Origin of the sequence: Umezawaea endophytica, assembly GCF_025061645.1 — a bacterium.
GTDB classification, from domain to species: domain Bacteria; phylum Actinomycetota; class Actinomycetes; order Mycobacteriales; family Pseudonocardiaceae; genus Umezawaea; species Umezawaea endophytica.
Map to the genome: position 1 here is coordinate 92,179 of NZ_JANYMP010000028.1, position 21,475 is coordinate 113,653.

The 21,475-nt window shown below is 70.6% G+C and carries 17 protein-coding genes and 1 tRNA gene; 8 read left to right on the plus strand and 10 right to left on the minus strand.

Annotated features, from left to right (window positions below):
• Nucleotides 1-5 precede the first annotated feature (5 nt).
• Together NZH93_RS40070 and NZH93_RS40075 are read left to right on the plus strand one after the other, a co-directional pair.
• The gene (locus tag NZH93_RS40070) at nt 6-2,246 is read left to right on the plus strand and encodes a heavy metal translocating P-type ATPase (protein ID WP_259628538.1); all 2,241 of its coding nucleotides are present in this window, start codon (nt 6-8) and stop codon (nt 2,244-2,246) included.
• A 210-nt stretch (nt 2,247-2,456) separates the two neighbouring features.
• The gene (locus NZH93_RS40075; RefSeq protein WP_259628539.1) at nt 2,457-2,786 is read left to right on the plus strand and encodes a hypothetical protein; all 330 of its coding nucleotides are present in this window, start codon (nt 2,457-2,459) and stop codon (nt 2,784-2,786) included.
• 64 nt (nt 2,787-2,850) lie between these two features.
• On the opposite strand, the gene NZH93_RS40080 is transcribed toward NZH93_RS40075, so the two are convergent.
• Nucleotides 2,851-3,054 (minus strand): cold-shock protein, encoded by a 204-nt coding sequence (locus tag NZH93_RS40080; protein ID WP_106186934.1) that lies wholly within the window; start codon nt 3,052-3,054, stop codon nt 2,851-2,853.
• A gap of 387 nt (nt 3,055-3,441) precedes the next feature.
• Here NZH93_RS40080 and NZH93_RS40085 point away from each other — a divergent pair, with 387 nt between their 5' ends.
• Nucleotides 3,442-4,617 (plus strand): L,D-transpeptidase, encoded by a 1,176-nt coding sequence (locus NZH93_RS40085; protein WP_372506979.1) that lies wholly within the window; start codon nt 3,442-3,444, stop codon nt 4,615-4,617.
• 186 nt (nt 4,618-4,803) lie between these two features.
• Here the strand turns inward: NZH93_RS40085 and NZH93_RS40090 are convergent, their stop codons facing one another.
• Nucleotides 4,804-5,619, minus strand: a complete 816-nt coding sequence (locus NZH93_RS40090; RefSeq protein WP_259628541.1) for a glutamate ABC transporter substrate-binding protein — start codon at nt 5,617-5,619, stop codon at nt 4,804-4,806.
• 200 nt (nt 5,620-5,819) lie between these two features.
• Complete coding sequence (locus NZH93_RS40095; protein ID WP_259628542.1) at nt 5,820-6,644, minus strand: oxygenase MpaB family protein; 825 nt, start codon at nt 6,642-6,644, stop codon at nt 5,820-5,822.
• A 52-nt stretch (nt 6,645-6,696) separates the two neighbouring features.
• On the opposite strand from NZH93_RS40095, the gene NZH93_RS40100 reads away from it, so the two are divergent.
• Both NZH93_RS40100 and NZH93_RS40105 read left to right on the plus strand, forming a co-directional pair.
• Nucleotides 6,697-7,107, plus strand: coding sequence for a PPOX class F420-dependent oxidoreductase (locus NZH93_RS40100; RefSeq protein ID WP_259628543.1), 411 nt, complete (start codon nt 6,697-6,699; stop codon nt 7,105-7,107).
• A gap of 3 nt (nt 7,108-7,110) precedes the next feature.
• Nucleotides 7,111-8,976: a hypothetical protein gene (locus tag NZH93_RS40105; RefSeq protein ID WP_259628544.1), complete on the plus strand. Its 1,866-nt coding sequence runs from the start codon at nt 7,111-7,113 to the stop codon at nt 8,974-8,976.
• Nucleotides 8,977-9,012: 36 nt separating this feature from the next.
• Here the strand turns inward: NZH93_RS40105 and NZH93_RS40110 are convergent, their stop codons facing one another.
• Genes NZH93_RS40110 through NZH93_RS40120 form a run of 3 tightly spaced genes read right to left on the minus strand, consistent with a single transcriptional unit; the run spans nt 9,013 to nt 10,951 of the window.
• The gene (locus NZH93_RS40110) at nt 9,013-10,152 is read right to left on the minus strand and encodes a WXG100-like domain-containing protein (RefSeq protein ID WP_259628545.1); all 1,140 of its coding nucleotides are present in this window, start codon (nt 10,150-10,152) and stop codon (nt 9,013-9,015) included.
• A gap of 8 nt (nt 10,153-10,160) precedes the next feature.
• The gene (locus NZH93_RS40115) at nt 10,161-10,472 is read right to left on the minus strand and encodes a WXG100 family type VII secretion target (RefSeq protein ID WP_259628546.1); all 312 of its coding nucleotides are present in this window, start codon (nt 10,470-10,472) and stop codon (nt 10,161-10,163) included.
• A complete protein-coding gene (locus NZH93_RS40120; RefSeq protein WP_259628547.1) occupies nt 10,469-10,951 on the minus strand; it encodes a YbaB/EbfC family nucleoid-associated protein in 483 nt (160 codons plus the stop codon). The genes NZH93_RS40115 and NZH93_RS40120 overlap by 4 nt, the downstream gene beginning before the upstream one ends.
• A 157-nt stretch (nt 10,952-11,108) precedes the next feature.
• Between NZH93_RS40120 and NZH93_RS40125 the strand changes: the two genes are divergently transcribed.
• Nucleotides 11,109-11,621, plus strand: a complete 513-nt coding sequence (locus NZH93_RS40125) for a hypothetical protein (RefSeq protein WP_259628548.1) — start codon at nt 11,109-11,111, stop codon at nt 11,619-11,621.
• Between the two features lie 147 nt (nt 11,622-11,768).
• Here the strand turns inward: NZH93_RS40125 and NZH93_RS40130 are convergent, their stop codons facing one another.
• The 3 genes from NZH93_RS40130 to NZH93_RS40140 are packed head-to-tail and all read right to left on the minus strand — an operon-like array spanning nt 11,769 to nt 19,353.
• Complete coding sequence (locus tag NZH93_RS40130) at nt 11,769-16,598, minus strand: DNA repair ATPase (protein ID WP_259628549.1); 4,830 nt, start codon at nt 16,596-16,598, stop codon at nt 11,769-11,771.
• A gap of 7 nt (nt 16,599-16,605) precedes the next feature.
• The gene (locus tag NZH93_RS40135; RefSeq protein ID WP_259628550.1) at nt 16,606-18,741 is read right to left on the minus strand and encodes a flotillin family protein; all 2,136 of its coding nucleotides are present in this window, start codon (nt 18,739-18,741) and stop codon (nt 16,606-16,608) included.
• A gap of 12 nt (nt 18,742-18,753) precedes the next feature.
• On the minus strand, nt 18,754-19,353 hold the full coding sequence (locus NZH93_RS40140) for a hypothetical protein (protein WP_259628551.1): 600 nt from the start codon (nt 19,351-19,353) through the stop codon (nt 18,754-18,756).
• 123 nt (nt 19,354-19,476) lie between these two features.
• Between NZH93_RS40140 and NZH93_RS40145 the strand changes: the two genes are divergently transcribed.
• Nucleotides 19,477-20,457, plus strand: a complete 981-nt coding sequence (locus NZH93_RS40145) for a CobW family GTP-binding protein (protein WP_259628552.1) — start codon at nt 19,477-19,479, stop codon at nt 20,455-20,457.
• On the opposite strand, the gene NZH93_RS40150 is transcribed toward NZH93_RS40145, so the two are convergent.
• Nucleotides 20,454-21,053, minus strand: coding sequence for a DUF4232 domain-containing protein (locus NZH93_RS40150; protein WP_259628553.1), 600 nt, complete (start codon nt 21,051-21,053; stop codon nt 20,454-20,456). The genes NZH93_RS40145 and NZH93_RS40150 overlap by 4 nt on opposite strands.
• A 285-nt stretch (nt 21,054-21,338) precedes the next feature.
• On the opposite strand from NZH93_RS40150, the gene NZH93_RS40155 reads away from it, so the two are divergent.
• Nucleotides 21,339-21,411 (plus strand) — tRNA-Lys (locus tag NZH93_RS40155).
• Nucleotides 21,412-21,475: the final 64 nt, after the last annotated feature.

The window sequence follows — 21,475 nt, forward strand, 5'->3', positions numbered from 1 at the left end:
GGGCCATGACGACCACGGAGTCCAGGCCCCACGACCGCGTCGAGCTGGTCATCGGCGGCATGACGTGCGCGTCCTGCGCGAACCGGATCGAGCGCAAGCTCAACAAGCTCGACGGCGTGACCGCGTCGGTCAACTACGCCACCGAGAAGGCGAGCGTGGCGTTCCCGGTCGGGATGCGCGTCGAGGACCTGGTCTCCACCGTCGAGGCGGCGGGCTACGAGGCCACCGCCCCGCGCCCGGAGCGGGCCGAGGGAACCGACGACGAGCGCGGCGGCGACCTCGGGCTCCGCCTGGTGATCGCGGCGCTCCTCGGGGTGCCGGTCATCGCGCTGTCGATGGTCCCGGCGTTCCAGTTCCCGGTGTGGCAGTGGGTTTCGCTCGCGCTGGCGAGCACGGTGGTGTGGGTGTGCGGCTGGCCGTTCCACCGGGCCGCCGCGGTGAACCTGCGCCACGGCGCGACCACCATGGACACGCTGGTGTCGATGGGCGTGGTCGTCGCGTACCTGTGGTCGGTCTACGCGCTGGTGTTCGGCAGCGCGGGCATGATCGGCATGGTGCACGAGTTCAGCCTCGTGCCGCGGCCGTCGACCTCCGGTGACATCTACCTGGAGGTCGCGGTCGGCGTGACCGTGTTCCTGCTGCTGGGCCGCTGGCTCGAAGCCCGGTCCAAGCGCAGCGCGGGCGCGGCGCTGCGGGCACTGCTCGCGTTGGGGGCCAAGGAGGTCGCGGTCCTGCGGGACGGCGTCGAGGTGCGGGTCCCCGTCGCGTCACTGCGGGTCGGCGAGCGCTTCGTGGTCCGGCCCGGCGAGCGGGTCGCGACGGACGGCGTGGTCGTCGACGGCAGTTCGGCGGTCGACCGGTCGATGGTGACCGGCGAGTCCGTGCCCGTGGAGGTCGGCGCGGGCGACGGCGTCGTCGGCGGGACGGTCAACGCGGGCGGCAGGCTGGTCGTGCGGGCCACGAAGGTCGGCGCGGACACCCAGTTGGCCCGGATGGCGGCGCTCGTGGAGCAGGCGCAGGCGGGCAAGGCCGAGGTGCAGCGGCTGGCCGACCGCATCTCGTCGGTGTTCGTGCCGGTGGTGCTGGGCCTCGCGCTGGTGACGCTGGCGACCTGGCTGCTGGTCGGGCGCCCGGTGGAGTTCGCCGTGACGGCCGCGGTGGCCGTGCTGGTCATCGCCTGCCCGTGCGCGCTCGGCCTGGCGACGCCGACGGCGCTGCTGGTCGGCACCGGCCGGGGCGCGCAGCTCGGCATCCTGGTCAAGGGCCCCGAGGTGCTGGAGTCGACCCGCCGCGTCGACACGGTCGTGCTGGACAAGACGGGCACCGTGACGGCCGGGAAGCTCTCGCTGGTCGACGTGGTCCCGGCAGCCGGGGTCGAGCGGGCGGACCTGCTGCGGGTCGCGGGGGCCGTGGAGAACGGCTCGGAGCACCCGATCGCCGCCGCGATCGTGCGCGGCGCGGGCGCCGAGGTCGGGGCGCTGCCCGACGTCACCGGCTTCCGCAACCGCGAAGGCCTCGGCGTCACGGCGGAGCTGGACGGCCGCGAGGTCGTCGTCGGCAGGCCGCGGCTGCTGGCCGAACTCGGCGTGCCGCTGCCCGCCGAGCTGCGGAGCGCCGCCGACGCGGCGGAGCAGGCCGGTCGCACGGTCGTCGCGGTCGCCGTGGACGGCGAGGCGCACGGGCTGCTCGCGGTGACGGACACGGTGAAGCCGACCAGTGCCGCGGCGGTGCGCGAGCTGCGCGCGCTGGGGCTGCGGCCGGTGCTGCTCACGGGCGACAACGCCGTGGTGGCGCGGGCGGTCGCGGCCGAGGTCGGCATCGACGCGGCGGACGTGGTCGCGGACGTGCTGCCGTCGGAGAAGGTCGACGCGGTGCGGCGGCTCCAGGCCGAGGGCCGGGTCGTGGCGATGGTCGGCGACGGCGTGAACGACGCGCCCGCGCTGGCGGTGGCGGACCTGGGGCTGGCGATGGGGACCGGCAGCGACGTGGCCATCGAAGCGGGCGACCTGACGCTGGTGCGGGGTGACCTCCTGGTGGTCGCGGACGCGATCCGCTTGTCCCGCAGGACTCTCGGCATCATCAAGGGAAATCTTTTCTGGGCGTTCGCCTACAACGTTGCCGGTTTGCCGTTGGCGGCGCTGGGATTGCTGAATCCCATGCTCGCGGGGGCCGCGATGGCTTTCTCCAGCGTGTTCGTCGTGACGAACAGCTTGAGGCTGAAGCGGTTCCACCCCCGCGCCCGCTGAAGAATTCGGCTCCACCCCCTCCCCGTGACACCGTGTGCGTGCAACAATCCGAATTGCTGACACACCCCCGGTCAGCACCTGTGGAGATCCCCTCCGGCCCCCGCGTTCCTCCCCCTGGCGCGGGGGCCTCTCCATGCGAACTCGCGGTTATTGCCTGTGACCGGGGTCACACTTTTATGGGCGCCGCAATCCAACCGTTACCCTTGCCCGGTGCCCCTACCGTCCCTTGGTCGTTCGAAGTCCGGCCGTCATCGTCCGCCCCAGCAAGAGGTGCTGGAGGACGACCTGGCGCCCGAGGTCGACACCGACGATGAGCTGACGTCCTACCTCGCCGCACTGGCGCCGGAGACCACCGACACCGAGACCACGGCGTCCGGCACCAGCTTCGGCACCGCGCAGGTCTACCAGTTGCGCCTGACCCTGATGGACAACGAGCAGCTCAAGGAGCTGGCCGCGGAGCGCCAGACGTCCCCGCAGGCGCTCGCCACCGAGTGGGTCATGCAGCGGCTCCAGTGGGAAGCGCGCCAGCGCGGCTTCTGACCCCGTACCGACGAAGAGCCCCCCACCGGGATCCGGTGGGGGGCTCTTCGCTGGTACGACCGACTCAGATCGCCCGGACGTTCTGGGCCTGCGGGCCCTTCTGCCCCTGGCCGACCTCGAACTCGACGCGCTGGTTCTCGTCCAGGGAGCGGAAGCCGTTGCCCTGGATCTCCGAGTAGTGGACGAAGACGTCGGCGCCGCCGTTGTCCTGGGCGATGAAGCCGAAGCCCTTTTCGGAGTTGAACCACTTGACAGTGCCCTGTGCCATGTACCTGCCTCCATCGCAGGAAAGCTTGAGGTTGCACCATGCAACCCCCGGCCGTCCCGGGGGCATCTCCTCCGCTTGCCTCAACGAGAAGAGGGTCCGCCCGCGTGCTGTTCCGCGAGCGTGAGACACGAACACAGAAACCACGGCCTGCGAGGTCAGGGTATCGCTTGGGAGGGCTGAAGACTACAGCCCGAAGCGACCAAACCGGGCCGTCCGCGAGCACCCGCGGACCACCTGGTAAAGGGCCGCTCCACCCCCGCCGGGCCGATCTTGCGGTGATCGACACCGCCATCGAGACCTGCGTGACCGGGATCACAATCGTTCCAGGACAACGCCGCTGCGCCGCGACACGTCACAGTCCACGTCGAGCGTGGTTGAGGGGGAGCGGTGGGGTTGAACAAGAGCCTGGCGGCAGCGGTGGCGCTGGCCGTCGGAGTGCTCGTGGCGGGGTGCGGCAGCGGCGGGGAGGCGGCGAGCCCGACCGCCGTCGAGCAGCAGGCGAAGAACGTCGCCGTGCAGGCGCCGATGACCGTCAGCACGACGCCCGCCAACGGCAGCGAGGGCGTGAGCCCGGCCGGGCCGTTCCAGGTCGCGGTGACCGAGGGCAAGCTCGTGTCCGTCGCCCTGACCAACGCCGAGGGCAAGCAGGTCGCGGGGGCGCCCGCCGCCGACGGCGCGAGCTGGGTGGTGAGCGAACCGCTCGGGTACGGCAAGACCTACACGTGGACCGGGACCGCCGTCGGCAAGGACGGCAAGGAGGCGCCGATCACCGGCGCGTTCACGACCGTGACGCCCACGGGGCACATCAGCGGCAGCTTCAACGTCGGCGACGACCAGACGTACGGCATCGCGATGCCGGTGGCGATCGAGTTCTCCGCGCCCGTCACGGACCGGGCGTCCGTGCAGAAGGCGCTGAAGATCGAGACGTCCGTGCCCACCGAGGGCGCGTGGGCGTGGCTGAGCGACACCGAGGTGCACTGGCGGCCCAAGGCCTACTGGACCCCCGGCACCACGGTGAAGGTGAACGCGAACCTGTACGGCGTACCGCACGGCGACGGCGCGTACGGCAGCCAGGACGTGAGCGTGCACTTCACGATCGGCCGCGCCCTCATCGCGACCGCCGACACCCAGACCCACCGGTTCGTCGTCACCAAGGACGGACAGCAGTTGTTCGACTTCCCGGCCAGCTACGGCCTGGAATCCGACCCCGGCCGGGTCAGCCGCAGCGGCATCCACGTGGTGATCTCGAAGTCGGCCGAGGTGTCGATGACGAACCAGCGGTACAACTACGAGAACGTCAAGGTCCCGTGGGGCGTGCAGATCTCGTACAACGGCGAGTACGTGCACGGGTACGAGGGATCGCGGTACGCGCAGGGCAGCGAGAACGTGTCCCACGGCTGCGCGAACCTGGCCCCGGAGAACGCGAAGCTGTACTTCGACGAGGTCATCCCCGGCGACCCGGTGAACGTGGTCGGATCGAGCGTCGCACTCTCGGAAGAAGACCGCACGTACTACGACTGGACCCTCGACTGGAACGCTTGGGTGACCAAGGGAGCTGTGTAAATGGCCGCGACTCCGTCGCGGCGGCTCGGCCGCCTGTAGTCGGCAGTTCGTGCCCCGATTTTTTCGAGTCGGGTAGAGACTTCGTCCCCACCCGACTCGAAAAAATGGTGACCCGACCTACCGACGCGGCCTCGCGTGGTGGCCGGCAGGCGGGTATGTCGTTGGGGCTTGGGTGTCTGGCTGGGGTTATTGCTGGTTGACCTTTGGGGGGTCTGGGACTTCGATGCCTGATTGGCCGATGTTGCGTTGGAAGGACTTGACCCATTCGCCTGAGGTGATCATCTTGTCGATGGCGCCGTTGATGCGGTCGCGGCCCTGGGTGTCGTCCTTCGGCAGGCCCACGCCGTACTTCTCGGTGCTGAACTTGGGGCCCACGACCTTGAGGAGTTCGGGGTTGGCTGCGGCGAAGCCCGCGAGGATGATCTCGTCGGTGGTGACGGCGTCGACGTTGCCCGCCAGCAGGGCGGTGACGCAGTCGGAGTACTGGCCGTACTCGACGAGCTTCACGCCCTGCGCGAACTCGTCCACGACCTTCTGCGCCGACGTGGACCCCGTGACGGAGCACAGGTTCTTGCCGTCGAGCTTGTCCGGCCCGGTGATCCCCTCCTCGGTGTACCGGACGAGCACGCCCTGGCCGGTCTCGAAGTAGGGGCCCGCGAAGGCCACCTGCTGCTTGCGCTTGTCGGTGATCGAGTAGGTGGCGACGACGAAGTCGACCGCACCTGACATGATCATCTTCTCGCGGTCGGCCGACCGCGCCTCGGTCCAGGTGATCTTCTTCTCGTCGACGCCCAACTGGGAGGCGATGTACTTCGCCACGTCGACGTCGAAGCCGACGAACTTGCCGTCGATCCGGCGCTGGGCGAGACCCGGCTGGTCGAAGCGGATGCCGATGGTCAGGGAGCCGTCGTCGGCCCGGCCCTCCAACGTGCCCTCCGCGGCGCCTCCACAGGCGGCGAGCAGGGCCACCGAGACGGCTATGGGCAGCATTCGACGCAACATGCGTGGTGAACCTTTCCTCGAACCGTGACGGGCAGGGCGTCAACCGAGGGATTTACGGGAGCGGTCGCCATCGACCCGACCTCGGGATTCGCGTCCCCCATGCTACGTACGCGATAAGGGCGACCTATGCGACGAGCGTCGCACTCCCCCGTTTCACTAGGCCGTTCGGGTGATGGACGACTGTGATGTCCGCCAAATCCCTATGGCAGGAGTGCGCGTCGGGGATAGGCGGACCACCCGAGCCGGTGGACCGCCCGGTTCACGTGACCGGTCGGGACGCGCCACCGGAGGAGCCCCGGAACGGCCTTCGCGCCGCCGCGCAGGACCCGCAGGAGCGCCGTGGCCCTCGCCGCCGGGTACGGCCGGTGTCCGTACAGCTCGACGGCCCAGTCGGGCAGCAGCGAGTACGCCAGGTGCCCGAGGAGTGGCTCGTACGCGCCGAGCCCCCAGCGCAGCGCGCCGCGCACCGGGGGCCGGTGCAGGAAGCGGTAGACCACGTCGGCGTCGGCGGACCGGCGCAGCTCCGGTCGGACCTCGGCCAGGTAGTCCGCCATCGCGGACACCGATCCCGGCACCTCGTCGGCGTGCAGCCCGACGAGCGTCGCGCTCCACCGCTGCTCCGCGAGGTAGAGGTCCTCCTGCTCGGTGGTCAGCCGGTACCCGGCCCGACGCACGACGGTGAGGAACGAGTGCACCTCGGCGCAGTGCACCCAGCGCAGCAGCTCGGGCTCGTCGACGCGGAACGCCGCCCCGGTCTCGGGGTCCTCGCCCCGCAACGACCTGTGCACCGCGCGCACCCTGGAGGCGGCGGCCTCGACCTCCTCGGCGGTGCCGTACGTCGACACGCCCACGAAGCTCGCCGTCCGCGACAGCCGCCCCAGCGGGTCCTGCTGGAAGTTCGAGTTCTGCACGACACCCGCCGCCGCGCGCGGGTGCAGCGCTTGCAGGTAGAGGCTGGAGATCCCCGCCACCCACATCGCCGGATCGGCGTGGAGCTGCCAGGTCACCGAGTTCGGTGTCGCCACGATTTCATCGTGTCACAGGCGAACGCCACCGCGTCACGACATGATGTGCCCCATGGACCTGGATCAGGCGCGGGAGATCATCCGCAAGCAGCACCGGGCGGTCCTCGCGGCCATGCGCTCGGACGGCACCCCGCAGATGTCCCCCGTGCTGGCGGCCGTGGACGAGCAGGGACGTGTGCTGGTCAGCACCCGCGAGACCGCGTACAAGACGCGGCAGCTCCGCAACGACCCCCGCGTGTGGCTGTGCGTGCTGCCCGACGAGTTCTACGGCACCTGGATCCAGGTCGGCGGCACCGCGGAGGTCGTGCCGCTGCCCGAGGCGATGGACGGGCTGGTCGAGTACTACCGGCAGGCCTCTGGCGAGCACCCGGACTGGGACGAGTACCGGGCGTCGATGGTGTCCGAGAAGCGCGTGCTGATCCGCGTGACCCTGCACACCGCCGGACCGGACAGGACTGGCTGACCGGTGCTGCTCACCAGGCTCCTGCTGCTGGTCGCGCTCGCGGTCCACCTGCTCTACGCGGCACTGCCGCTGCCGTTGCTGACGACCGAGCGGTCGGACGCCCTCGTCCCGGCGGTCCTGGCGGTGGCGCCGTTGTTCGCGCTGGCGTGGCTCGCGTCGAAGTACCGCCACCAGCCGCACCGCTGGGCCGTGGTGTCGCTGGTCGTCGCCGCCATGCAGTCGCTCGGCGCCACGGCAGCGATCGTCATGCACCTCCGGCCCACCGAACTCCCCCCGGCGCTGAACCTGGTCGTGTGCCTCGCGTTGTGGCTCCCGTCCACGCTGTTCGCTTGGCTCGCCGGACGCGCGCTGCTCGCCCGACCCGCCGAAGTGCTCGGAACCTCGCCGTACCAGGTGAACTTCCCGCTCCGGGCCGTCGAGAAGGCCTCCGCCAACGCCGATTCCGTGGTCGTGACCGACCGGGCCGTGGAGATCTGGCTCCAGCGGGCCTCTTCCGAGCCGATGGAACTCGCCCCCGGCCAGAAGCGCGGCCGCGTGCCGTGGAAAACCTTGCCGCTCAACGACATCACGGCCGCCGCCGTGCGCTCGGCGGTGCCCGGCGAAGCCCCGTGGGCGGTGCTGCGCCACGGTCCGAGCCAGTCGGTGCCCGCGGGTGAGGTGGCCGTCGTGCGGTTCGGCGGCGTGGACCAGGTGCTGCCGGTGGAGGACCCCGCGAAGTTCGCCGAGCTGATCCGCGCCCGGACCGGGCGGGTGCTGCCGTCGCGCGTGGACCAGCCCGCGCGGGTGCTGGGCGCCCACGTCGCCGAGGTGCTGCCCGCCCCGGAGCCGGAAGGACCGAAGGTCCACCCGACGCGCGGGCCGGACGACCCGCTGCCGACCGGGCCGGGACTGGCCGTCCGCTGGCTGGTCGCCGCGCCGCTGGCGCTCATCGGCGTCGCGGGCCTGCCGCTCGCGCTGCTCCTGTCCACCGGGGCCACCGCGGGTTTCCTGGCGTGGATCGGCGTGGCCGTCGTGGCCTGGCTCGGCAACGTCCGGGTGCCGCGGGTCTGGGGGCGGGTGGCGTTCCTGCCGGTCCCGGTGACCCTGATGTGGCTGGTGGTCGAGAAGCAGTGGCTGTTCGCACTGGCGCTCGTGCTGTGCCCGGTGCTCGGACGGCTCGCGGGCGCGGTGTTCACGAACTGGCGCGGCACCGACCTCGGTGCCAGCGGCGTCGAGGTGCCGTTCAAGCTCCTCACCGGTGAACGGCTGCACCTCCAGGAGGACCGCCTGGTGCTCGAGCCGGAGGGCAAGGGCGAGCTGCCGTACGCGCTGTGGCTGGCCGACGTCGACCTCGTGCAGTGCGGCGTGCGAGCGGCACCGGAGGTCGGCGACTGGTACGCGCCCGGCGGCCACCGCAGGTCGGTGTTCGACTCGACCTGGCTGCGGATCGTGGCCGGACCGCAGCAGTGGCTCGTGCCGACCCGCGACCTGCGGCTCGTCGCCGAACTGGTCAGGGCACGGGCGACGACCGCCGCGCCCGCGCCGCCGGACGACCTGGACCTCGCGGGCTGGTACCGGCTGCGCGCGTGGGCGGTGTCGAAGACGGACGGCGGCATCCTGAAGCTCGGGTTGAGGAAGAACGGCATCGGCTGGCGGCTGTTCGCCGCCGCGGCCGCCGGGAGCTTCGCGTTCCTGCTCGTGCCGATGGCCCCGATGCGCATCCCCGGACTGGTCGCCGCGGTGCTCGCGGTGGCCGCCCTGGCCGACTGGGCCCGCCTCCGGCCGGGTTTGCGCAGGGCCGAGCACCACTCGTTGCCGCCGGGGAGCCCGAACTGGGGCGAGGTCCGGGCGGACCACGCCCCGGTCCTCGCCTACCAGCCCTGGGTCTAGCCCTCTGCCGTGCGACCGCACGGCAGAGGGGCGCGGTCACCGCTTCGGCGGGTCGGGGAGGTCGAGGTTCCCGACCATCCGGGGCGGGTTCGCCGAGGTCTTGACCTCGTAGTCGTCGTCGTGCGCGTCGTTGACGTTGTTCGGCCCGCCGTCACCGGGGATGTGCTGGGCCTTGCCCGAACCCCAGCCCGCGTTGTACGGGTTGCCGTCGACGTTGGCCCGCACCGTCGACCCGTCGGCCGTGGTGAACGTGTGCCCCTGCGTGTTGTGGCCCGCCGTGGCCCCGTCCGGCGAGGTGCCGGTGGCCCAGGTGCCCGCCAACCCCTCGTGCCGGTTCGACATGCCGCCGACCGCGCCGCCGACGCTGCCGGAGAGCGCGCCGGACGTGGCGGCGTTGAGCGTGTCCTCCAAGCCGAACTTGCCGTGCGCGAAGTTGTTCAGGATGTTGCCGCCCGCGCCGCCGATCGCGCCCTCGACCGCGCCACGACCCGCCGCCTGGACGAAGTTGCTCGTCGTCGTGCCGATGCCCTTGGACACGGCCCCGACCGTCCCGCCCGCGATCCCGGCCGCCACACCGGCGATCCCGGCGTCCAGCGTCTTGCCCGCGTCCCAGCTCTTGCGGTTGCCCGCCAGCGCCTGGCCGCCCTGGATCGCCAGGTCCACGCCGACGTTGATGGCCACGTTAATGGCGATCTGCTTGATCAGCTCGCGGAAGAACATCTGCACGGTGATCCTGGTCGCCGCCTGGGCGATCGGGACGCCCGCGGTGCTCGCGCCGAACGTGGCGACCGCCGACGCGATCATGGCCGCGATCTGGGCGGCCAGGATGATCAGCGCCGCGATGATGCTGAGCTTCGTGTACTCGATGTTCAGCGCGGCGTCGTCGCAGCCGGACGCGAGGTCCGTGCAGAGCTGTTGCAGGTTGACGAGGTACGCGTCGCCCTCGACGAACTGCTTCCAGTACGCCTCGAACGCCTCCGACGTCTCACCGGTCATGCAGCCGAGCGCGGCCGTGGAGGCGCCGTTGCCCTCCTGGACGACCTCGCCCACCGCCGTGGCGGCCTGCGTCCACGCCTCGCTGAGCCTGCGCAGGGCGGTCTCGTCGCCCTCCGGCCAGTCCGCGCCGACGACGATCGGGACCAGCCACTCGACCGCGCCCGGAATCTCGATGCCCATGCTTCCCCCTAGCCCTGCGCGCCGAACGACCGGGCGTTGCCCTGGTCGACCTGTTCCCAGGTCGTGGCGGTCTCGTCCAACTCGGTGCGGATCTTGTGGATGGCGTCGGCGATGCCGGGAAAAGCGGCGCGGGCCGTGTCCGCGGCGGGCGAGTAGCCCTGGGAGAACTTCTGGCCGACCTCGTCACCGCCCCAGCACGTGCCCTCGGCGTCCATGACCGACCGCAGGGCGGCCCACGCGTCCGCGAGCTTGTCGCCGGTCGTGGAGAACTTCGGCGACGCCGACCGCAGCGCCGTCGGATCGACCTCGAAACCGGTCACCAGTCGTTCCTCTCCATCATCGAGTCGCGCGGCTCGTCGTCGTCCGGCTTCTTCGGCGGCGTCAGCGGCGGGGCCGCGGGCGTGGGCAGCAGGTCCTTCAGCGACGGCGCGCCGGGGAACAGGTCCGGCAGGTCGGGCACGTCCTGCTGGAACGGCGCCATGGCCGCCTCGGCCTGGCCGCGGGCGTCGACCGCGGCCTCCTGGATGACCCGCACGACGGACTGGGCGAGCTTCTCCGGCGTGTTGCGCTCGAAGGCGTTCGGCGCGAACCGCACGTCCGTCACGATGCCCGCCGCGTTGACGACCACGTGCACGAGACCGTCGGGCGACGTCGCGGAACCGGTCTTCGCCACCGCTTCCGCCTGCGCCTCGCGCAGCGCCGCCGTCTGGCGTTCGAGGTTGGCCAGCATGGAGTCGACCTGGGTGCGCAGGGTCGCGTTCCGGGCTTCGAGCGCGGCGCGCTGAGCGGGATCGTTCATGGAGGCCTCTCTCACGTGGCGTACGGGCGTTCGTCCGATTGTCACGCAAGGAGAATTCCGCCACACTCCGATTGGCCCAATCGGTAACACCTCCGGCCGCCGGGACGATTCCACGTGGCGCCGCGGGCGTGGAATCGGTGGGGCGGGTGCATCCGGGATGATCAGTGGCAGACGCCGCGTCCTCGCCGTCGCGGGGACAGCGCTGATCGGTGGCGCGCTGATCGGTACGCTCCTGCTGTCCGGCGGGCCGAAACCCGTCGACGTGCGACAGGTGCAGAGCAGCTTCGGCCCGGAACCCGTGCTCAGCGCCACCTACACCACCAGCGTCCTCGGCGTCGGCCCGACGACCACCCCACCACCGGCCCCGGCCCCACCACCCCCACCGGTGGAGTCCACGCAGACGCGGACCGCGGAGCGAACACCCCCTTCGAGCCCGACCAAGCGAACCGACCCGCCCCGCCACCTGCCCCCGTGGCTGGAGGACCTGGGCGGCTGCGACGACGACTACGACACCGACGGCGTGTGCGTGCCGTGGCTGCTCCCGATCCTGGCGGACCAGTGCGACTGGCTGCACGAGCACGGATCGCGGCACATCGAGGTCCACGGCGAGGACCGGCACGCGCTCGACCACAACCAGGACGGCATCGCCTGCGGCACCGGAGACCGCTAACCCGCCCGCACCGGGACCACCCGCACGACCCACGACCCCCAGAGGTCCCCCGCCCAGGGGACCCCCGATTTTCACGTTACCGGGCAGGTCCGACAATTTTCGTGCAGACCAACCCCATGATGATCTTGAAACACCACCCAGCCCTGGTCAGGGCCCCGCCAACCGGTCGATCGCCGTACCCACGCGGTCCGCGAGCAAACCCACCGCCCCGACCGCGCGACTCATCGGGTCGTCCGTCGAGCCACCCAGCGCCTGCGCCCGCCGGTAGGCCGCCTTCACCTCGGCCCACCTCGCGGCCTGCTCGGCGGTCAGGGTGCCGCGCAGCTCGCCCAGCTTCAGCAGGTTCGCCTCCGCGCCGGAGGTGAGGGTCTGCGCCTCGCCGACGTAGTGGTCGTCGATGACGGCGGCCAACTCCTCGTCGTTCATCACCGGCACGATGCGCTCGGCCAGCTTGTTCATGTTCCGGTACGACCCCTGGAGCTGGAACGGCGGCTCGGTGCGCGACGCGTCGGACTGCGCGGCGGACGCGATGTAGGCCTGGTTGTTGGCGAGCACGACCTCCTGCGCGCGGATCAGCTTGCGCAGCACCGAGAGCACCTGTTCCAGCTCGACCGACGAGTACGGGTGCGCGAGTTGGTCCGGGCGGACGCCGTCGTCGCCGCGAGCCAGGCGCACCAGCAGTTCGACGTCCTTGCGGTCCCTCGTGGACAGTTGGGCCAGCACGGGGTTCGAGGTGAGCGAGTTCTCGACGTAGCTCAGCGCGAACAGGTCCTCGCGGCCGGACAGCACGTCGCCGAGGTTCCACACGTCGGCGCGGTTGGCCAGCATGTCCGGGATGCGGAAGCGCTTGCCGGACTCGGTGTACGGGTTGCCCGCCATGCAGACCGCGAACCGCTTGCCGCGCAGGTCGTACGTGCGCGTCCCGCCGTCCCACACGCCCTCCATCCGCCGCTGCGCGTCGCACAGGGAGATGAACTTCTGCAACAGCTCGGGCGAGGTGTGCTGGATGTCGTCCAGGTACAGCAGGACGTTGTTGCCCATCTCCAGCGCGAACGAGACCTTCTCGATCTCCTGCCGGGCGGTCGCGTTCGGCGCCTCGGCCGGGTCGACGGACGTGACGTCGTGGCCGAGCGACGGGCCGTTGACCTTGACGAAGATGAGCCCGAGCCGGTTCGCGACGTACTCCATGAGCGTCGTCTTGCCGTAGCCGGGCGGGGAGATGAGCAGCAGCAGGCCCATCTGGTCGGTGCGCTTGGCGTCACCGGCCGCGCCGAGCTGCTTGGCCAGGTTGTCGCCGATCAGCGGCAGGTACACCTCGTCCAGCAGGCGGTTGCGGACGAACGCGCTCATCACCTTCGGCTGGAACTCCTCAAGGCGCAGCTCCTTCTTCCGGCGCGCCACCAGGTCGTTGCGGTGCCTCAGGAACGACCGGAACGCCGGGATCCGCTCGGTGCGGAACGCGCTGGTCCTGGCCAGCAGCTCGTCGACCCGGAACTCCAGCTTCCGGTCCACGATCCGCTGGTGGCTGCCGAGCAGGCCGTCGACGACGCCGGTCAGCTCGGCCGACGACTCGTGCCGGGGCAGGTCACGGCACAGCTCCAGCGCGACCGCTTCCGGCAGGTCGGGCGAGGTCTCGCCGACGCTGGCCAGGAACGACCCCAGCCACGCCTCGACGAGCTGGCGGCGTTCGGGCAGGTCGACGGACCGCAGGTCCTCGTCGAACTCCTGGCGGGTGCCGAGCGCGCGGTGGAACCGCTCCAGCAGCGCCCGCGCGGCGGCGCTGGTCGCGAAGCCGAGCGGTGCGCTGGACAGCTCCTCGAACAGGTAGTCGCCCGCGAACGGGTCCCCGACGGCGGTCGACATCTCCTGCGCCAGCGCCTCGATCGCCGGTGAGCGGCCGAACACCGAGCGGGCGCGGGCGAGCGACGTCGACCGGCGGGTCCAGCTCGCCTTCAGCTCGTCGTCGGCCTCGAACGCCCAGAAGAGCTGCGCGGCGGCACGGGCCGCCGGTGGGAAGCGGAGCACGCCCGCGCCCGCGTGCAGGCGCAGCAGCACCTCCAGGATCCGGGCGGCGTCGTGGTCGTGCACGCCGCGCTCGTACCCCTCGTCGTAGCGGGATTCCGCGGTGCGCCGGACGACGTCGAGCAGGTCGACCTCGTGCAGCGCCTCGAGGTTCTCCGTCTCGGCGAGGATCGACGCGGCCAGGTGCTCGGCGCGGTAGACGTCGGCCGACTCGGACACCAGGAGCTGGTCCCAGAACGGTTTGGTGGCGGCGAAAGCCGGGTCCGTGACGGGTTCGCGGAAGTCCGTGCCGGTGATGGCGAACGACATCCGGCCGTCCTGCGGCACCAGCGTGAGGTCCATCGCCTGGGTGTTCACCGCGAACCGGTGCTTGCCCAGCCTGATGGTCTCGCCGCCGTCGGTGAACAGGTCGAGCCGGTCGCGCAGCGAGCGCCCGGCTTCCTGCCGGGCGGCGAGCAGCCTGCCCTCCAGCTCCTCCGCGCGCACCTGGTCGCCGAGGTCCCGCAGGTCCGACACGACGCTGCGGAGCTTCGCGACCATCGGGTCGGACACGAAGTAGGTGTTGACGTCGTCGAGCGACGCGAGCGTCCCGACCCGGCGGGTGACGCTGGCCAGGATGCGGTCGGCCGAGTCGACCAGCCGGTCCGACCGGCGGGCCCGCTCGTCCAGCAGGGCCTGCTTGCGCGAGGAGAACGCCTCGTAGACGTCGGTCCGCTTCGCGCCAAGCTCCGCCAGGAAGTCGTCGAAGTCGCTGAACCGCGACTCCAGGTTCTCCAGTTGCAGCAGCAGCCTGCCGAGCTGCTCGTCGCAGCGCTGCGGGGAGTCCGCGACGGCGAGCGCGCCGGTGATCGCCTGCCCCAGCAGCGCGAACTCGGCGGCGAACTCCGCCCGGCCCTCGGTGTCCAGCAGCCGTTTGCGGCGACCGTCCACAGTGGCCCGTGCGCGGTTGATCCCGCCGAGCACCTCGCCGATGCGCTCCAGGATGCCGGTCCGCACGGTGGCGTCGGCGATGTCCAGCGTGCCGACGACCTCGGTGAGGATCTCCAGGCCCTGCGACTGCTCGACCAGCCGTTCGGTCACGGGCTTGGCCTCGGCGACGGTCGTGATGGCGTCGGCCTTGGCGATCAGCTCGTCGATCTCGTTGTGGTAGCCGGTGAACGCGTCCGCGCGCTGGAGGTGCGCGACCGCCCGTTGTGCGGACGTGCCCAGTTCCTCGGCGAGGTCCGCGACCAGCACGTCGATCCGCGCGAGGTCGACGTACCGCAGCTCCCGCAGCGTGACGAGCCTGCCCTGCGCCTTGCGCAGGTCCGCGAGCCTGCGCACCCACGCGTCGGCCGACGTCGGCGTCTCGCCGCGCTGCTGCCGCACCAGCGACGCGACCTGCGTGCTCGCCTCCTCCAGCGCGGCGGCGGCCTGGTCGGTGAGCGCCTGCACGGTCTCGAACTCGTCCAGCACCTGCTCGGCCGTGGCCCGCACCTGCGACAGCGGTGTGCGCAGGTCGTGCAGCTCGGTCTCGCCGAGCCAGTGGTAGTGGTCGAACGCGCGCACGCACGCGGCGATCAGGCCCTCGAACACCGGCACCGACGGCGCCATCTCGCCGACCATCCGGGAGATGGACAGGCAGTCGGAGATGCCGCGCACCAGGTCCGCGTTGCCGACCCGGTCCAGCGGGCCGGTGCCGATGGGCTGCGCGGCGGCGTAGGTGTCCGACAGGTACGGCGTCTGCCACACCTGCATCGGGTGCACCCTGGTCGGTTCCTCGGACGCGGCGCGGAACACGACGAGCGTGCCGTCGTCGAACAGCGAGTAGCCGTGGCACGGGATGGGCGTCGCGACTTCCTTGCGGATCACGTTGTACGGCAGCAGGAGCGACCGGCCCTCGCTGCGCGCGTGGAAGACGTAGAGCACGTCCTCGCCGTTGGTGGAGCGGATGACGCGCTCGAACTCCAGGCTCTCCACGTCGGTGTCGAAGGTCTTGTTGACCCCCGTCTCCAGGTAGTAGCCGCCGGGGAAGATCAGCCCCTGGTCCTCGGGCAGCCGCTGGCACGCCTGGCCGATGCCGTCGAGCCGGACGACGCCCTTGGTGCGGGTGTTGAAGACCAGGTGCCGCCACGTCTTCTCGTTGTACGGCAAGATCCTCAGCAGGATCAGCGACCCGACCCGCGCGTACACGACGTCCGCGTCGGCCAGGCTCTGGAGCGGTTCGTCCACCGGCTCGTGGTAGACGCCCTCGCCGCTCTCGGTGTTGTTCTCCACCTTGACGGTGAGGTCGCCGCCGACGGCCTCGACGAACACCTCGTCCTCGATCGAGATGTGCGGGTGCCGTCCGAGCACGTGGTTCTCGCGGACCGTCGTGGTCCACTCGAAGTCGTGCGACGGCGGGAACACGTGGTCGCGTTCGCCCCGGTTGTCCACGTAGGACACCGAGCCGTCGGGCGCGACCTGCCAGCGCAGCACCCGGATGTCCTCGGTGCGCGCGCCGGTCTGGAAGATCGCCAGCACCTTGCTCTCCACCCGGCGGAGCTGGAGCAGCCGGGTGTCGCGGTAGTACCGGTACAGCTCGGCGAAGTCGCGCAGGAACTGGGGGTCGCGCAGCAGGCCGGGCAGGGCGTCGGGGCCCGCGTCCTCGAACCGGAACGCGTCGCCGTCACGGGTGAAGCGGTGCAGCGAGAACACGTCGTCCACGGTCGTCTCGGGCTTGAGCCCGATGAACACGTTGTAGCCGAACAGCATCAGGCCACCGACCTGGATGCAATCCCTGGGAACGCAGTTGTTGGCCGTGCGGACGCGTTCGGTGCCGATGAGCGCCAGCTCGGCGCTGCCGAACACCCGGAGGCGTTCGGCGTTCAGCTCCTCGGCCCGGCTCGCGAGCGCGGCGGCCTGGTCGGCCAGCCGCGCCCGCAGCACCTCGTACGTGCCCGCGTCCAGCCGCGTGGACTCCTGGGTCGCCGTCACCGCCGCGTCACTTCGCCGCGAGGGCGGCGACCGGTCGCTCGGCCAGCCCGAGCCGCTTCGCGGTGTCCAGCAGCTCCGTCAGCTTGCCGGAATCCGGGCCACCGCTGGAGATGAGCCGCATCAGCAGCGCGGAGACGGTGAGGTTCTGCACGTCGTTCGTGCCGAACGAGCCCAGCACCTTGGTGATGTCCTGGGTGAAGTCCGCCGACCCGTTGAGCCACGAACCGGCGAGGTTCTGCGCGACGTCCGAGTGCTCGACGAAGCCGTCGACGCTCTTGCCCATCGTGATCGCCCCGACCACCCGGTCGAAGAACATGCTCTCGCCGCCGACGATGTCGATGTCGGCCTTCTCCAGGCCCGCGGCCAGCACGAAGGCCTGCGACTCCGCGACCTTGCGCTGGACTTCGAGGCCGGAGAGGCGGATCTCCTTCTCGGCCTCCAGGCGCAGCCGGTACTCCTCGTGGCCGCGCGTCGCGTCGTCCAGCGCGTTCATCGCGGAAGCCTTGTCGGACAGGCCCTCCGCCTCGCCCTTGAGCTTCTCGCGGATCGCGGCGGCGATGACCATCGCCTTCTCCCGCTCGACCACGGCCTCCGCCATGCCCACCTTCTCGGCGCCCTCGGCCTCGGCGAGCTGCTTCTCCCGCGCCACGACCGCCTCGGCCAGACCGACCTTCTCGGTGCCCTCGGCGTGCGCGAGCTGCTTCTCCCGCGCCACGGCGGCTTCCGCGCGGCCGACCTTCTCGATCGCCTCGGCGTCCCGCTCGCGGACCTGCACCTGGGCCAGGCCCTCGGCCGCGGCGGCGGCCTGCGTACCCTCGGCGAGGCGGATCTTCGCGCGGGTGTCCAGCTCGGCCGTCTGCTGCCGCGCCTCGGCGAGCGTCAGCTCCTCGCGCGCCTTGTGCTTCGCGGTCTGCTCGGCGGCCTCGGCGGCCTTGATGTCCTTGACCAGGCCCTCCTGGGCCTCGGCCTCGGCGTGGATCACCGTGGTCTGGCGGAAGCGCTCGGCCTCCTCGACCGACCGGAGGCGCTTGATGCTCTCCTCCTGCTCGGCCACGGTCTTCTCGACCGCGATCCGCTCCCGGATCACCTCGGCGATGGTGCGCTTCTCGCCCTCCAGCTCCTTGTCCTTGGAGATGCTGGCCAGCGCGGTCTCCCGTTCGCGGCCGATCACCTCGAGCTGGCGGTCCTTCTCGATCCGCTCGGTCTCGATCGCGATGACGCGTTCGCGGTTCTTCTCCGCCACGGCGATCTCACGGGCCCGGTTCTGGTCCTGGATGCCGAGCTGCTCCTCGGTGCGGATGTGGGCGGTGCTGGCCTTGAGCCGCTCCTCCGACTGCACCTTCGCGGTCTCGGCCTCCTCGCGGGCGCACATCGTCTCGATCTCGCGCTTCTGCTTGGTCTCCGCGTCCGCCTGCCTGCGCTCCAGCTCGAGGATGGCCTCCCGCGCGTCGACGTTCTGGCGGGTGATCTCCTTCTCCTCGCTGCGCTGGAACTCGTTCGTCCGCACGTGCTCGATCGCCGTCAGCTCGGTGATCTTGCGGATGCCCTGCGCGTCCAGGATGTTCGCCGGGTCCAACTGGGACATCGGCGTCTGCTCGAGGAAGTCGATCGCCGCGTCCTCCAGGCTGTACCCGTTGAGGTCGGTGCCGATGACGCGGATGATCTGGTCGCGGAACTCGTCGCGCTTGGTGTAGAGGTCGACGAAGTCGAGCTGCTTGCCGACGGTCTTGAGCGCCTCGGAGAACTTTGCGTTGAACAGTTCCTGGAGCGTGTGCTCGTCGCTCGCGCGGGCGGTGCCGATGGCCTGGGCGACCTTGATGACGTCCTCGACGGTCTTGTTGACCCGCACGAAGAACGTGATGCGGATGTCCGCGCGGATGTTGTCCTGGCAGATCAGGCCCTCGTTGCCCGCGCGCTTGATCTCGATGGTCTTCACCGAGATGTCCATGATCTCGGCGCGGTGCAGCACCGGCAGCACGACGGCGCCGGTGAACGTCACGTCCACCTTGCGCACCTTCGAGACGATCAGCGCCTTGCCCTGCTCGATCTTGCGGAACAGGCGGCTGACCATGAACAGGAACACCAGCACGACCAGCACGACGACGGCGATGAGGATGCCGAATCCCGTGGTGATGACTTCCATTGCAGAGGCCCCCTAGAGGTTCGGGTCGAGCGGCGCGACCCAGAAGAACTCGCCGTCGCCGTCGTAGTCGAAGATCAGTGCGGTGCTGCCCGCGACCAGGAGGTCCTGGCCTGCTTGGCGCACCTGGACGACGGCGGACGAGCCGTCGGACGCCGTCACCTCGGCCTGGCCGAAGGTCTGCGTCACGGTGCCGGTGCGGATGACGCACGGCCTGCCGACGAAGTCGTTGCGGGAGGCCTGCCGCGGGTTCGGGAACAGCTTCCTCAACGGCCACGCCACCAGCCGCGTGAGCAGCACGCCGACGACCAGCGCGACCAGCAGCACGGCGATGCCGAGCGCGATCACGACCGGGGACGACAGGTCGAAACCGTTGAGCAGCACGGAGCCCCCGAGGCAGGCGAACCAGGAGAAAGCGGTCAACAGGGACAGCACGACGGTCACCGGCACGCCGTCGAGGCCGAGCCCGGCGAGCACGCCGTCGAAGCCGAAGACCCCGTCGTCGCCGTCGAGCACGCCGACGGCGGCCAGGAGCCAGTACAGGACGACCACTGCGAGGAGCACGCTGAGGAACGCCGTCGGGTAGCCGAACGCCGTGCCGATGAACTCCCCCATGCGCCTCCGTCGTCCGCGTCTCTTGGCCGGACTCTAACCGGCTGACCTCGGGGTTCGCAGGGTTTTCGGCAAACGTGCGGACTGCGACCAGTCGGTCACCCACCGCCGATCTAGCATGACGGGGTGGCCAAGCAGCAGATCCCGGTGATCGTCGTCGCGGGCTTCCTCGGCTCCGGGAAGACCACGCTGCTCAACCACCTGCTCGCCACGGCGGGCGGAACGAGGATCGGTGTCCTCGTCAACGACTTCGGCAGCATCAACGTCGACGCGATGACCGTCGCGAGCCAGGTCGACTCCACCATCTCGCTGAGCAACGGCTGCCTGTGCTGCGCGGTCGATCCGTCCGACATGGACGACATGCTGACCCGATTGGCCAAGCCCTCCGCGAACATCGACGTCATCGTGATCGAGGCCAGCGGCCTGGCCGAACCGCGGAGCATGGTCAAGCTCGTGGTCGCCAGCACGCAGCCGCGCATCGCCTACGGCGGTCTCGTGCTGGTCGTGGACGCCGCGGAGTTCACCGCCACCAGCGCCCGGCACCCCGAGATCGCCAAGCACCTGCGCCTGGCGGACCTGGTGGTGCTGAACAAGACCGACCGCGCCACCGACCTGCCCGCGGTGCGCGCCGCCATCACCCCCGGCACGCCCGTCGTGGAGACCACGCTCGGCCGCGTCGACCCCGCCCTGCTCTTCGACCCCCGGCCCCGCACGCCGACGATCGGCCAACTGTCCTTCGAGGACCTCGTGGAGGACCACGGCGACCACGTGCACGCGCTCTACGACAGCGTCGAGTTCACCTCGACCACCCCGCTGCACCCGCGCGAATTCCTGCGCTTCCTGTCCGCCCGCCCGGCGGGCCTGTACCGCGTGAAGGGCTTCGTCGACTTCGGCACGGACGACCGCTACGCCCTGCACACCGTCGGCGACCACCTGTCGCTGGACCGGACCCCGTGGCCACGCGGCGTCCCACGGGCGACCCGACTCGTGCTGATCGGCACCGGTCTGTCCGAGCCCGCGCTCACGACGGGCCTGTCCGCCTGCGCCACCACCGAACCGCCCGATCCGCGGGCCCTGCTCGACGTGACCCGCTACCTGCGTCCCTAGGCCCCGCCGGAATCCCACGTGCCGACGGGACCGATGTACGTGCCGGGGTGCGTGGAGGCGTCCTGCCTCAGCACCGACCCGCCGGGCCACTTGAACGTCTGCGAGTCGTCCGTGTTCGGCGGCGTCACCACGAGAGTGACGACATCCCACCGGTTGTCGCCCTTCTCCGGCAGGTAGGTCAGGTATGCGGTCGTCGTCCCGTCGGGTTCGAGGGGCACGTCCTTCACGTCCTTCACCTCGTCACCGGCCCGCACGAGGTCCCACGCCTGGCTGTCCTGCCCCTGGAGCCGCGCTCCGGGGTACCCGCGCAGCAGGCAGGCCTCGCGGCTGCTGTTCGTCATCGTCAAGGGCAACTTCATCCGATCCCCGTCGCCCTCGGCGCGCTTCGGCTCCCCGAGCGCCACCTTCACCTTCGCGCACTTCGCCATGGCCCCCGCGACGTTGCTGGTGAACGTGTCCGGGGTCTTCACCTGCCCCCCGTTCCCATCACCCTTCGTCGGCGCACCATCCGCCCCGCAGGCCGCCACCGCCCCCACCACGGCGACAGCCGCGACCACGGCACCACCACGGCGAACCCAACCGGTGTTCCCACGCATGTCGAACTCCTTTCCAGCCACGCCCGACGAACGTAGAGGAGATGTGCGGATACACAATTCGGATGCTCACGTGTGATATGGATCACCACGCCCAACCGGCGTTCCACCGCCTGTTCCACCAGGCCGCGATCCAACCGGCGACAACGACCACGCGCAAGACCGAGCCCACGCGAAACCCCACCACCTGCACGGAAGCACGCCCCACCACCACCTCGGACAACACTCGCACGACGAAGTCGACCACCCTGCACCGCGGACCCGCTCCAGTCGGTACGCTGCACACGAGGGCTGCTAGCTCAATTGGCAGAGCAGGAGACTTTTAATCTCTTGGTTCAGGGTTCGAGTCCCTGGCGGCCCACCGAAACCCCAGGTCATTGAGCTGGGGTTTTTTCGTTCCCTGATCATCCCCACACTTTTCCCTC